Here is a 12,657-nt window from a genome sequence, read left to right as displayed (position 1 = left end):
CCCCAAAAGACTTTTCTGGGACATCCCCGCGGTCTGGTGATCCTGTTCTTCACCGAGATGTGGGAGCGTTTTTCCTTCTACGGCATGCGGGCCCTGCTGGTCCTGTACCTGACCCAGCACTTCCTGTTCGGCTCGGCCGAGGCGCAAGGCATCTACGCCGCCTATGCGGCGCTGGTCTATCTGATGCCCGTCCTGGGCGGCGCCATCGCCGACCGGTTCCTCGGATCGCGCAAGGCCGTGACCATCGGCGCCCTGCTGCTGGTCGCCGGCCACTTCACCATGGCTTTCGAAGGCAGCGGCGGTCGCGAGTACATCCAGTACGGCGGCCAGGAATACCGGATCGAGGTCGAGGGCCGCGACACCAGTCGCCAGCTCTACGCCATGGTCGGCGAGGAGAGGGTCCCGATCGACGTGAGTCCGACCGGAATCCGCGTCTCCGGCGTCCCGACGGCGGCTGAAGAGGCCCAGGCCCGCTCCGCCGCCTCGTCCCAGGCGACCGTTCCCGCCGCGGCCACCGTCACCGACCCCGAGGCCGCCGCCGTTCCGGCCGACGGCCCCGCGACCGCCGTAGCGACTTCGCCCGAGACCCTGGCCGACGCCGTGCGTCCGGCCGCGACCGTGACCGCTCCCGGCGCCCTCCCCGCCCTGATCGGTCCGGGGGAATACGAGATCCGCAAGACCGTGGACCTGCCCGGTCAGGCGACCCTGTTCTTCGCCCTGGCGCTGATCATCGTCGGCGTGGGCTTCCTGAAGCCCAACATCTCGACCGTGGTGGGCTCGCTCTACGAACAGAACGATCCCCGCCGGGATTCCGGCTTCACCATCTTCTACGTCGGCATCAACCTCGGTTCGATCCTCGCCACCGCCCTGTGCGGCTGGCTCGGCATTCAATACGGCTGGCGCTACGGCTTCGGCCTCGCCGGCGTCGGCATGCTCTTCGGCCTGCTGACCTTCTGGATGGGCCAGAAATGGCTCGGCGGTCGCGCTGATCCGCCCGCCAGCGCAAAACTGGACAAGAAGACCCTGGGCGTGCCGCGGGAAGCCTGGATCTACATCCTCGGCATCCTGTTCGTCATTCCGACCTGGCTGATCGTGCAACAACACGACGCCGTCGAGGCGTCGCTGCTGTATCTGGTCCCGACGGTCTTCGTCGGCCTGCTTCTCTACTCGCTGACCTTCCTCAAGGGCGACGACCGCTGGAAGATGCTGGCGGCGATCATCCTGACCATGTTCTCGGTGCTGTTCTGGACCCTGTTCGAACAGGCGGGCTCGTCCCTGACCCTGTTCGCCGACCAGTCCACCCAGATGCCGAGCTGGTTCAACGCGGCCCAGACCCAGACCTTCAACCCCGGCGTCATCGTGATCTTCGGCCCGGTCATGGCGGCGCTGTGGGTCCTGCTGGCCAAACGCGGCCTGAACCCCAGCGTGCCGCTGAAGTTCGCCTTCGGCCTGATCCTCGTCGGCGCCGGCTTCCTGGTGCTGGTGTGGGCGTCGAAGCATTTCGTGACCGCGGACTTCAAGGTTCCGCTGCTGTGGCTGTTCCTCGCCTACTTCCTGCACTCGATCGGCGAGCTCTGCCTGTCGCCTGTGGGCCTGTCGATGATCACCAAGCTGTCGGTTCCGCGCATGGTCGGCATGATGATGGGCGCCTGGTTCATGGCTTCGGCCCTGGCGCATATCGTCGCCGGCATCGTGGCCAAGTCGACGGCCACCGAGACGGTCGGCGGCGTGGTGACCAACCCGCAGCTGGCGCTGGAGACCTACGCCGGCGTGTTCCAGACCATCGGCCTGTACGGGGTCGGCATCGGCTTCGTGCTGCTGCTGATCTCGCCGGTTCTGAAGTGGATGATGCGCGGCGTTCAGTAGCGCCCCGCGAACGACAGAAAGGGCGGAGCCTCGCGGCTCCGCCCTTTTTCGTGCGCGGCGGGCGCACGTCAGTTTCGGGACGCGGGGTCGCCTTCTTCAGAAGGTCTTTCTTATCTGGAGATACAGCCAGGGGCTCATCCGCGTGCTGCGCACCTCGCGGAAGGCCAGCGGAGCGGTGTCGCGCGGCCCTGTGTAGATGTAGCGGTCATAGCCGTTGCGCCGGTTGGTGGCGTTGCCGAGGTCGACCCGCACGGTCAGATCGCCGCGCGGCTTCCACTGGCCGTAGGCGCTGACCCCGGGCTCGGAGCGGAAGTAGCGGATCTCGCGCACGCGGAAGGCGGCGCCCTTGTCGACATTGCAGCCGTGGTCGAAGCCATAGGACCACCGGCCGCCCTTGAGATCCTGATTGAAGGCCACGCCGCAGCCGAAGGCCTGGTTCCCCTGGAACCGCCGCTCCTCGCCCGTCACCGGATCGGTCACGGAGGTCCGGGACCAGCTTCCGCGCATCTGCAGGCGGCCGTTGGGGATTCCCAGCTTGTCCGTCGGCAGGGTCAGGCGGGTCTGGAAGAAGTCCGACGTCCCGTCGCCGATATTGCCCACGCCGTCGAAGCCGCCGGTCAGTGGAATGATGTCGACCACATCCTCGATCTCGGCGTGGCTCAGGGTGAAGTCGAGCACGCCCTCGGTCCAGAAACGGCGCTCATAGATGGCCTCCAGCACGGTCGCCTTCTCCGGCTCCAGATCCGGATTGCCCCCTTCCACCTGGCCGATGTCGATGTCGGCCGAGGCTACGAAGTCGCCGAAGTCCAGCTGGCCCAACTCGCGTTCCGCCCGGAGGCGGAACTGATGGCCGGCCCACGGCGTCCAGGTCATCTGGACGCGCGGCTTCGGGAAGACGAAGGATTTGGACTGGTCGCTGTCGCCTGTCTGGCTGATTTCCGAGACCTCGACCCGCACCCCGGCCTCCAGCGTGAATTTGGGGCCGGGCCGCCAGGTCGTCTGGCCGAATACCTCGCCGCGCAGCTCCTCGACCCGGACCGAGGCCGAGGGCAGGGGAATGGCCACGCCGTTCTCCTCATAGGCGTTCCTGCTGTCGAGGAAGTTGAAGGCGATCTCGCCGCCGGTCTCGACGGCGAACCTTTCATCGGGCCGGTAGCGCAGGGTGGCGCGGGCGATCGATTCGCCCGCGGTGGCGTCGGCGGTGAAGGTCGAGCTGCCGCCGCTGCCGGTGGACACGCCCGTGTAGGCATCGCTGCCGTAGCGCTGCAGCCCGGTCAGCTCCAGCCCGATGCGAGGACCCAGGTCCCGCGTCCAGTTGACGCCCAGCTCGCCGTCGATCTCGTCGGATTCCTCGTCGTTGAAGCTGTCGGATCCGGCGCCGGAACGGATCAGCAGATCCTGTGAATTCTCATTGCCGAACCAGCCCACCAGGCCGTTCACCTTCAGCAGACCGTCGGCCACGCGGCGCTGGACGGCGCCCGTGGCGCGCACCGTGCGGATGCGGTCCCACAGCACCAGATCGGCGTCCTGGATCAGATGGCCGGCGGCGTCATGGCGGCGGCGGAATCCGTCGCCGGTGCCGTCGGTGCGGTCGGTGAAGGCGTTGATCGAGCCCTCCACCTGGTTGTCGCCCTCGCGCCGGGACCAGCGGGCCGAAATCACCGGCCCGATGTAGCCGTCGGGATAGAAGTAGGCGTTGGTCTCCAGCACGCGTTCGGTGACGACGGTGCGGACCAGGACGACGTTGGCGATCATCGACTGGCCCTGCATGTCGATGCCTGGCGCGCCGCCGCGGATCAGTTCGATGCGGGCCACGCCGGCCGCCGAGATGCGGCGCAGGATCTGGTCGAGGCTGTCGCTCTTGGTCGAGGGCCTGACCCCGTCGATCAGGACGTTGCCGGCCGTACCCGCCAGGCCGCGCGTGCCGCTGTCGCCGGTGTCGAGGCCAAAACCCGGCAGGCGGGCGATCATGTCCAGCGCCGTGTCGGGCCGCGCGTCGGCGAAGAAGGCGGGCTCGAACGCCAGTACGCCCTGCCGCGGCGCCGGGACGGTCGACCGGGGTGCGGCGGTCTGCGTGGGCGAGGTCTGGGCCATCGCCGGCTGCGTCAGGGCGCACAGGGCGGCGCCGGCCAGCCACACTCCTCTTCTCATGAACCCTCTCCCTGTCGCGGCAAGGGTGCGCGAGGGCCGGCGCAGCCTCCAGTTACAAGCTGGACAGGTGGATTAATTCGCCGACAGGCTTGGGGCGGCCCCATGACCGCCCCGCGGCTGGAGGCATCAGAACGTCTTGCGCAGTCGCAGCGAGACGAAGGTCCGCGGGTCGATGTAGCGGTTCTCGTGGAAGGCGACGGGGCGGGCGTGGGTGCGGTCCGCGAAGACCGTGCGCTGGACCTCGAAGTCGTCCCAGAGATTGATCTGGGCCCGCAGGGACAGGGTGGCTGTCGGCTTGTACTCGGCCCAGAGCTCGAAATAGTCGGCGCCGCGGAAGCCCGATGTCTGGTCGGGATCGTAGCTGAACTGGTGCAGGGTGGCGATCCAGGCTCCGCCCCACTGCAGTTTCCACGAGGTGATGTCCTGGGCGATGGTGAAGACCGGTTGCGACGGACGGACGCCCGATATGGCGCGCGTCTCGCCCGTGGTCGGATCGGTGACCTCAGTGTGGTTCCAGGTGTTGCGGAAGCCCAGCCGCCCCCCGGTGAAGCCGAACCTGTCCATCGGAACCAGGACGTTCACCGCCAGCTGATCCAGCGTGCCGTCGCCGATGTTGCCGACGGCCGACAGGCCGCCGTCCAGCGGGATGACGTCGATGGCGTCGACGATCTCGTCGTGGCGCAACCCGATGCTGACGATGCCGTCGGTCCAGAAGCGGCGCTCATAGGTCGCCTCGGTGATCCAGCGCTGTTCCGGCTCGAGGTCGGCGTTGCCGCCCAGCACATTCTCCTCGTCCAGATCCGAGGAGGCGGCGAAGTCGCCGAAGTCCAGCTGCCCCAGTTCGCGCTCGAAGCGGAAGCGGAACTGGTTGTTCGGCATCGGCGTCCAGGTGGCCTGCAGGCGGGGCTTGGCGAAGAAGAAGCTCTTCTCCTGATCGGCGTCGCCGGACTGGGTGATGGTCGAGGCCTCCAGCCGCAGGCCGCCCTCAAGGGTCAGGGTGGGGCGGACGCGCCAGGTTCCCTTGCCGAAGGCCTCGCCGCGCGTCTCCTCGACCTTGACCGAGGCCGACGGCAGGGGCACGCCGACGCCGCCGACGCTGAAGGCCTGCTGGACCTCCAGCATATTGTAGGCCACCTCGCCGCCGCCCTCGAACGTCAGGGCCGGAGAGCGTTCGAAGCGCACCAGGGCGCGGGCGATGGTCTCGGAGTCGTTTCCTTCAGCGATGAAGCGCTGTTCGGGACTGTCGACGCCGCCGACGCGGGTGTGTGCTGTCGAGACGTTGTCGAAGTCGCTGAACTGATGGATGAACCGGGTCTCGAGGTTCAGCTTCGTGGTCAGCGGCCGGGTGTAGACGACCCCGAATTCGCCGCTCGACCCTTCCTCTTCATACAGATTTTCGCGCCGGGCGGCGGGCGAGGTCTGCAGGGTGAGGCTCTGATAATCGTTGACGCCGTAGCGCGCCGTCAGATCGACCTTGCCGCCCATCACCGGCGTCGCGAAATTGCCCCGGATCGAGCGGCTGCCGCCGAACTGGTCGTTGAAGTAGTCCTCCTGGCGGATGACCGCCCCGCTCGCGTCACGCCGGATCACGGGACCCACGCCGTTGGAGTCGCTGGTGCCTATGCCGTCGCTGAGGGTCACGCCCCAGGTCCGGTCGCCCTCCTTGGCCGTGAACTGGTAGGAACCGCCGAACACATCCTGCCCGCCATCGAAGATATTGCCGTTCAGGGTGAGGATCGACTGCCGGCTGGACTCGGTTCTGGTGATCACGTTCACGACGATCGCGAAGCCCTGCATGTCGATGCCGGGCGCGCCGCCGCGGATCAGCTCGATGCGCTCGACCTGGCCGGCGAGGGTGCGGCCCAGGACGGCCGAGCCGGTGTCGTTCTTGGACGCCGGGCGGGAGCCGTTGATCAGGATGTTGCCCACCGAGCCTTCGAAACCGCGGCTGCCGTCGCCGTCGACGACGCCGAAGCCCGGGATGCGGTTGACCATGTCCAGCGCGCTGTTGGGTCGCTGGTCGGCGAAGAAGTCCGGCGTGAAGACGAGGACGCCCTGCTGGTCCGCCTGGGCCCGGGGCGTGGCCTGCTGTTCGCCCGGCGTCCGGGCGGACGCCGCGCCGGCGGCCAACAGGAGCGCCGTCGTCGCCAGCAGGATGGTCTTGGTCATTGCAGAAGTCCCCTCGTCATGTGACGAGAGGTGTGACCGTCTGTCGCGGGAGCCTCCAGTTACAAGACAGACAGGTGGATTAAATCGGAGACATCATTACAGAGATGTTATGATTGTGTTTGCATTTAGTCTTGTCATTACTTGGGTCCTTCAAATCAAGAAGGTATAGCCATGAGATTTCTCGCAGCTGGCCTGTTCACCGTCGCCCTTCTGGCCGGCGTGGGCGCGCCAGACGTCCCGATGGCCCAGACACCGGAGGCGGAGGATGAAGCCGCCTCGGCCCTGGATGACGTCATCGTCACCGCCCGCCGGGCCGGAGCGCCCATGTGGACCGTCGAACGGGGCGACAGCGTCGTCATCCTGGTGGGGTCGATCGAGGGCGTGCCCCGCGACTATCTCTGGCGGCCCGAGGCGCTGGAGGCGGCGACGCGGGACTCCCGACGGGTGCTGTATCCGATGGAGGCGCGCGCCTCGGCGGCGGACATCCTGCGGATGCTCTGGCGCATCCGCACCATCGCCCGCCTGCCCGCCGGAACGACCATCGCCGACCATGTGCCGCCGGAGCTGCTGGCCCGGCTGGAGCGGCTGAAGGCCGGCGAGCGGTCCGATTCGTGGCGGACCGAAAGCCTTGTGGGGCTGAGCTTCGATCTTATGCGGGACGCGGGGCGGGAACGCCGCGCGCGCGGAGCCCCGGCGGTGGTGCGCGCCGCCGCGCGGGCCGCGCGGATCCCGGGGGAGCCGGTCGGCGTGGTGCGGGGCGACGAACTGATCGACAATCTGATCACCCTGCCGCCCTCGACCTATGTGACCTGCGTCGAGGCGGCGACGGCCGCGGCCGAAGCCGGTCCCGCCGGTGCGGCCGCGCGGCTGAACGCCTGGAGCGGATTGCGCGTGGCCGAGGTCCTGGCCAATCCGCTGGATCAGGCGCTGAACCTGTGCTGGCCCAGCGGCGACCCCGAGATCGCGCCCGTGCTGCGCACGCGCTGGGCCGAGGCGACGAACGAGGCGCTGAGCCAGGCGGGCGTCACGCTGGCCGTCGCGCCCCTGCGCATTCTGGCGGAACCGGGCGGCGTGCTGGACGGGCTCGAGGCCCGCGGCTTCGACGTCGTCGGGCCGGAATGGCGGGAACAGGCGCCGAGATAGGCCGGGGCCGAGGTGGACGAGGCAGACTCCGAAAAAGGCGTCTACTCCGTCTACTTCGTATACTTCGGCGGCGGGAGCATATCCTTTCATGCGGGCAGAGTAGCGCCGCCCTGCGTCAATATCGGACGTAGGTTCAGACCGCCGTGCCGCCCACCGTCAGACCGCCGATCTTCAGGCTGGGCTGGCCGATGCCGACGGGCACGCCCTGGCCGCCCTTGCCGCAGACGCCGACCCCGGGGTCGAACGCGAAGTCGTCGCCGATCATCCGCACCCGTTGCAGGGCCGTGGCCCCGTCGCCGATCAGGGTCGCGCCGCGCACCGGGGCGGTGATCTTGCCGTCTTCGATCAGGTAGGCCTCGGTGCACTGGAAGACGAATTTGCCGTTGGTGATGTCGACCTGGCCGCCGCCGAAATTCGCCGCATAGAGGCCGCGCTTCGTCGAGGCGATCATGTCGGCCTGCTTGTCCCGGCCGCCTTCCATGAAGGTGTTGGTCATGCGCGGCATCGGCATGTGGGCGAAGGACTGGCGCCGGCCGTTGCCGGTGGCGCGGGCGCCCAGCTGACGCGCCGACATCCGGTCATGCATCAGCCCGACCATGATCCCGTCCTCGATCAGGACGGTGCGCGAGGTCGGCGTGCCCTCGTCATCGACCGACAGCGAACCCCGGCGTCCGGCGATGGAGCCGTCATCGACGACGGTGACGCCCGGCGCGGCGACGCGCTGGCCCATCATACCCGAGAAGACCGACGAGCCCTTGCGGTGGAAGTCGCCCTCGAAGCCGTGGCCGATGGCTTCGTGCAGCAGCACGCCGGGCCAGCCGGCGCCGAGGACCACATCCATCTCGCCGGCCGGGCAGTCGACGGCCTCCAGATTGACCAGGGCCTGGCGCAGGGCCTCATCGACCTGACTCTGCCAGCGGTCGGGCGCGATCCAGGTCTCGAAGCCGGCGCGGCCGCCGGCCCCGGCCGAGGCGCTCTCGCGCTTGCCGTTCGCCTCGACGGTGATGGAGACGTTCATCCGCACCAGCGGCCGCATGTCGCGGACCAGCCGGCCGTCGCCGCGCAGGATCTCGATCTGGCGGCGCTCGCCGATCAGGCTGGCCGAGACCTGCACCACGCGCGGATCGCGGGCGCGGGCCCAGGCGTCGATCTCGGACAGCAGGGCGATCTTGTCGGAGAAGGCGGGCGAGGCGAGGGGGTCGACCGCGGCATAGAGCTGCTGGTTGGTGGCGCGGGGCGCCTCGGCCGTGATCCCGGCATGGCCGGATTTGGCGAGGGAGGCGCTGTCGGCGGCGCGGCGGATGGCGGGGCCGCTGATCTCGTTGGCGTGGGCGTAGCCGGCGGTCTCGCCCGCCACCACCCGCAGGCCGAAGCCTTCGCTGGCGTCATAGGCGGCGGATTTCAGCCGGCCGTCGTCGAAGACGAGCGATTCGCTTTCGGACCGTTCGAGGAACAGCTCCCCGTCGTCGGCCCCCTGGAGGGCGCCTTGCAGGATGGAGAGGGCTTCGTCGGCGCCGACGTCGGCGCTGTCGAGAATGGCGGGAGGCGATACGAGGACGGTCATGGGCCCTAAGTAGGGACTGACCGCCCTCGCGTCACCGGGTCAGTTCTGGTCGATGTCGCCGGAACCCGAGATGGTCTGCTGCAGATTGGCCGGGCGGTCGGTCAGATCGACGTCGCCGGAGCCCGAGATGTCGATCCGGGCCGCCCCGGTCGGGCCGACGCGCAGGTCGCCCGATCCGGAAACGTCGACGTTGACGTCTGTCATCCGCAGCGCCGAGAGATCGGAATCCCCCGAGCCGTTGACGTCGATCGTCGCCGTCTGCGTCTGGCCGGCGGCGTCGACGTCGCCCGATCCCGAAACATTCAGGTCGAACGTCGGCTGGTCATAGCTCCGGATCGACAGGTCCGCCGAGCTTTCGAGGTCGAAGGATTTCACCGACGGGGCGGTGATCACGACCCTGAGCCGGTCATGGTTGCTCCAGCCGAAGACCACGTGTTCGGAGCGGTCGCCATCGTCCGACCAGGACAGCCGGCCATTGGTCAGACTGACCTCATCGACCATTCCCTTCCGGCCGGTCACCACGACCGAGGGCGTGTCGCCCTGGATGTAGGTGACCTCGCCCGGGATTTCGATCGTCAGCTTGTCGCCGCCGGTCCAGGCCAGGTTGCGGGTCACCGACGGACCGACGTCGCCGCGCTGGAATGTGATCGTTTCGGATCTTTCGGCGTCGCGGAAGGTCCATTCCCAGCCGTTGCGGGCCAGGTCATTGCCGCCGATGGCGGCGGCGCCGGACAGGGCGGCGATGCAGAGCACCAGACTGGCGCCCGTGATGATGAGAAGCGTGCGGATCATGTCAGGTCCTCCCTCAGAACTTGCCGTCGGCCGGGGTCTGTTCCCCCAGCGCCGGCTTCAGCAGGCGATAGTGCAGGCGCGCGTACCAGACGGTGGCGTTGACCAGCAGGATGGTGGCGATGGCGGTCAGGGCGCCCAGGGCGGTGGCGCCGGCCATCAGGCCGAGACCGCCGAGGATCGCCGTGGCGACGCCTCCCGGGAAACCGGCCACCGGCCCGGCGATCATCACCACGCCGCCGCCGATGAAGACGCCTACGGCGGCCATGAAGAAGCCGAACAGCACGCCGACCACGCTCATGAAGATGGGCAGCAGGATCAGCAGGTCGATCGCGCCCAGTCCCAGGACCGCGAACACGGCCCCGGCGGCGGCCGACGGGTTCTTCTCCTGATGCCAGCGCTGGGCGCCGGCTTCGGCGCGCAGCTCGCGGGCCAGGCGGTCCGGATCGCCCAGGGCGGCCGCGACCTCGGCTTCGGAGCGGCCGGCGGCGGCTCCGTCCTCGAAATGGGTCTCATAGTCCGAGGCGATGTCGGCGGCCGTGGCGGTCGGCATGCCGACCAGTCCCCGGCGCAACCGGCCCATGAATTCGGCGCGGGTCATAGTTCAGCTCCCTTGTCGGTTTTTTTCGCGGCGGGCGCGGTGATGGGCGCCGCGCCGTCGAGAACGGATTCGACTGCGCGGGCGAAGGCGCGCCACTCGGCCGTCTGGGCGTCGAGCGCGGCGCGACCGGCGTCGGTCAGGCGATAATATTTGCGCGACGGCCCGGACGCCGATTCGACCATATAGGTCTCGACCTGTCCGTCGGACTGCATCCGCCGCATCAGCGGGTAGATCGTCCCTTCGCCCATGTCGATCGCGTCCGACAGGGTCGAGGCGATCTCATACGCATAGCTGTCATGCCGGTTCAGGAGCGCCAGAACGCATAGCGTCAGCACTCCCTTCTTCAACTGTATCTCGATGGTTTCGGGCACCGTGGCGTCCTCCTTTGATGCCAAAGACGTATCGCAAGGTATCTGGTGACGCAAGGTAGCTGTCATAACATGACGGCGATTTAATCCGTGGGCCGATGGCCGCAGCCGCACGCAATCTCTTGCTCATCGCTTGGCAAGCGTCAGACGGGGCGATATGGACCGCGCAAAGAACCGCTGCGGGCGTCATGTCCGGGCGCCTGCTTGCGGTTCTCTCGCAAGCGTTTGCGACGAAACGGTAATATGAGGATGTCTCGCATGGGGATGGGCACACGGGCCCGGGCGTCGATCGGGGGTGGTTTCACCGCCCTGTGCCTGGCCGTATTCTCCGCCACGCCCGTTTGGGCGAAGGAACTGGTGGGTCAGCCGACGGACGGCGCTCTCGGACTGCAGCCGGCGGCCTCGCCGCTGAAGGTCGAGGCGCACTTCTTCCACGACATCATCCTGATGCCGATCATCACCTTCATCACCCTGCTGGTGCTGGCGCTGCTCCTGTGGATCGTCGTCCGCTACAACAAGAAGGCCAACCCGGTTCCGGCCAGGTGGAGCCACAACACCCTGGTCGAGGTGATCTGGACGGTCCTGCCGGTCCTGATCCTGGTGTTCATCTCGCTGTTCTCGTTCCGGCTGCTGTTCGCCTATCATGACATGCCGACGCCGGACCTGACGGTGAAGGCCACCGGCAACCAGTGGAACTGGGCCTATGAATATCCGGACCAGGGCATCCCGGAGTACATCTCCAACATGCTGCCCGAGGCCGAACTGGCCCAGCGCGGCATGCCGCACAGCCTGTACCGCCTGGCCGCCGACGAACCGATCGTGGTGCCGGTCGGCAAGACGGTCCGCGTGCTGGTCACCGCCGCCGACGTCATCCACGCCTTCGCCCTGCCGGCCTTCGGCCTGAAGACCGACGCCGTCCCCGGCCGGGTCAATGAAACCTGGTTCCGCGCCGACCGCGTCGGCACCTTCTACGGCCAGTGCTCGGAACTGTGCGGCGTCGACCACGCCTTCATGCCGATCCAGATCAACGTCGTCACCCAGGCCGAGTTCGAAGCCTGGGTCGCCTCCAAGGGCGGTTCGATGACGCCGAAGACCCCGGAGCAGGCTCCGGGCGGCACCGCCGCCCAGGTGGCCGCCGGCACCACCGGGGCCCCGACGGTCTCCGACGGCGCCGTCGCCGCCCCGACTTCCATCCCGACGGTCGGCGTCGCCGCCGCCGCCCCTGACCAATCCGCTGCCTCCGCCCCGGCTCCCGCCGCGGCGCCGGCGGCCCAGTAACGATCCGCGAGAGCCCACAGATCATGGCCACCGCAGCTGAAAACCTCGCCTATGACCACGACGGTCATGACGACCACGACCACAAGCCAGGCTTCTTCACCCGCTGGTTCCTGTCGACCAATCACAAGGACATCGGCACGCTGTACCTGCTGTTCGCCATCATGGCGGGCCTGGTCGGCGGCATCCTGTCCGGCTTCATCCGCCTCGAGCTGGCCCAGCCGGGCATCCAGTATTTCGTCGAGGGCGGCCTGATCGACAAGCTGGGCCTGGTTGAGGCCTCGCACCATGGTTACAACGTCACCGTCACCGCCCACGCCCTGATCATGATCTTCTTCATGGTCATGCCGGCGATGATCGGCGGCTTCGGCAACTGGTTCGTTCCGATCATGATCGGCGCGCCGGACATGGCCTTCCCGCGCATGAACAACATCTCGTTCTGGCTGCTGGTCGCGGCCTGGGTGCTGCTGTGCCTGTCGATGTTCGTCGACGGCGGCCCGGGCAAGGGCTTCGGCGGCGGCTGGACCATCTATCCGCCGCTCTCCACGACCGGCCACCCCGGCCCGGCCATGGACCTGGCGATCTTCTCCCTGCACGTGGCGGGCGCCAGCTCGATCCTGGGCGCGATCAACTTCATCACCACCATCTTCAACATGCGCGCGCCGGGCATGACCCTGCACCGGATGCCGCTGTTCGCCTGGTCGGTGCTGATCACGGCCTTCCTGCTGCTG

At 68.0% G+C, this 12,657-nt stretch carries 10 protein-coding genes; 4 read left to right on the top strand and 6 right to left on the bottom strand.

The features are described 5' to 3' along the window. Positions 1-36: 36 nt before the first annotated feature. Complete coding sequence (locus tag WC555_RS10865; protein ID WP_373253498.1) at positions 37-1,866, top strand: oligopeptide:H+ symporter; 1,830 nt, start codon at positions 37-39, stop codon at positions 1,864-1,866. A 96-nt stretch (positions 1,867-1,962) separates the two neighbouring features. On the opposite strand, the gene WC555_RS10860 is transcribed toward WC555_RS10865, so the two are convergent. Together WC555_RS10860 and WC555_RS10855 are read right to left on the bottom strand one after the other, a co-directional pair. Then, positions 1,963-4,017: a TonB-dependent receptor plug domain-containing protein gene (locus WC555_RS10860; protein ID WP_373253497.1), complete on the bottom strand. Its 2,055-nt coding sequence runs from the start codon at positions 4,015-4,017 to the stop codon at positions 1,963-1,965. 126 nt (positions 4,018-4,143) lie between these two features. Then, complete coding sequence (locus tag WC555_RS10855; protein WP_373253495.1) at positions 4,144-6,186, bottom strand: TonB-dependent receptor plug domain-containing protein; 2,043 nt, start codon at positions 6,184-6,186, stop codon at positions 4,144-4,146. A 171-nt stretch (positions 6,187-6,357) separates the two neighbouring features. Between WC555_RS10855 and WC555_RS10850 the strand changes: the two genes are divergently transcribed. Beyond that, positions 6,358-7,329 (top strand): TraB/GumN family protein, encoded by a 972-nt coding sequence (locus WC555_RS10850; RefSeq protein WP_373253494.1) that lies wholly within the window; start codon positions 6,358-6,360, stop codon positions 7,327-7,329. A 133-nt stretch (positions 7,330-7,462) separates the two neighbouring features. On the opposite strand, the gene tldD is transcribed toward WC555_RS10850, so the two are convergent. The 4 genes from tldD to WC555_RS10830 are packed head-to-tail and all read right to left on the bottom strand — an operon-like array spanning position 7,463 to position 10,654. Further along, the gene (gene tldD, locus WC555_RS10845) at positions 7,463-8,893 is read right to left on the bottom strand and encodes a metalloprotease TldD (RefSeq protein WP_373253492.1); all 1,431 of its coding nucleotides are present in this window, start codon (positions 8,891-8,893) and stop codon (positions 7,463-7,465) included. 39 nt (positions 8,894-8,932) lie between these two features. After that, complete coding sequence (locus WC555_RS10840) at positions 8,933-9,685, bottom strand: GIN domain-containing protein (RefSeq protein ID WP_373253491.1); 753 nt, start codon at positions 9,683-9,685, stop codon at positions 8,933-8,935. Between the two features lie 13 nt (positions 9,686-9,698). Next, positions 9,699-10,283 carry a DUF1700 domain-containing protein gene (locus WC555_RS10835; protein ID WP_373253490.1) on the bottom strand — a complete coding sequence of 195 codons (585 nt, stop codon included), beginning with the start codon at positions 10,281-10,283 and terminating at the stop codon, positions 9,699-9,701. Continuing rightward, positions 10,280-10,654: a PadR family transcriptional regulator gene (locus WC555_RS10830; protein WP_373253489.1), complete on the bottom strand. Its 375-nt coding sequence runs from the start codon at positions 10,652-10,654 to the stop codon at positions 10,280-10,282. The genes WC555_RS10835 and WC555_RS10830 overlap by 4 nt, the downstream gene beginning before the upstream one ends. A gap of 255 nt (positions 10,655-10,909) precedes the next feature. Between WC555_RS10830 and coxB the strand changes: the two genes are divergently transcribed. Then, positions 10,910-11,929 carry a cytochrome c oxidase subunit II gene (gene coxB / locus WC555_RS10825; protein WP_373253488.1) on the top strand — a complete coding sequence of 340 codons (1,020 nt, stop codon included), beginning with the start codon at positions 10,910-10,912 and terminating at the stop codon, positions 11,927-11,929. A 23-nt stretch (positions 11,930-11,952) separates the two neighbouring features. Next, positions 11,953-12,657 (top strand): cbb3-type cytochrome c oxidase subunit I (locus WC555_RS10820; RefSeq protein ID WP_373253486.1); only part of this gene is annotated, 705 nt, incomplete at its 3' end.

It is taken from the genome of Brevundimonas sp. (assembly GCF_041648615.1).
Lineage (GTDB): Bacteria > Pseudomonadota > Alphaproteobacteria > Caulobacterales > Caulobacteraceae > Brevundimonas.
This window is presented reverse-complemented; position numbering and strand designations above follow the sequence as displayed.

Excerpts from the sequence above, each read along its gene's own strand:
- WC555_RS10835 (WP_373253490.1), bottom strand. The coding sequence starts at position 10,283 with ATGACCCGCGCCGAATTCATGGGCCGGTTGCGCCGGGGACTGGTCGGC.
- coxB (WP_373253488.1), top strand. The coding sequence starts at position 10,910 with ATGGGGATGGGCACACGGGCCCGGGCGTCGATCGGGGGTGGTTTCACC.
- WC555_RS10860 (WP_373253497.1), bottom strand. The coding sequence starts at position 4,017 with ATGAGAAGAGGAGTGTGGCTGGCCGGCGCCGCCCTGTGCGCCCTGACG.
- WC555_RS10850 (WP_373253494.1), top strand. The coding sequence starts at position 6,358 with ATGAGATTTCTCGCAGCTGGCCTGTTCACCGTCGCCCTTCTGGCCGGC.
- WC555_RS10840 (WP_373253491.1), bottom strand. The coding sequence starts at position 9,685 with ATGATCCGCACGCTTCTCATCATCACGGGCGCCAGTCTGGTGCTCTGC.
- WC555_RS10855 (WP_373253495.1), bottom strand. The coding sequence starts at position 6,186 with ATGACCAAGACCATCCTGCTGGCGACGACGGCGCTCCTGTTGGCCGCC.
- tldD (WP_373253492.1), bottom strand. The coding sequence starts at position 8,893 with ATGACCGTCCTCGTATCGCCTCCCGCCATTCTCGACAGCGCCGACGTC.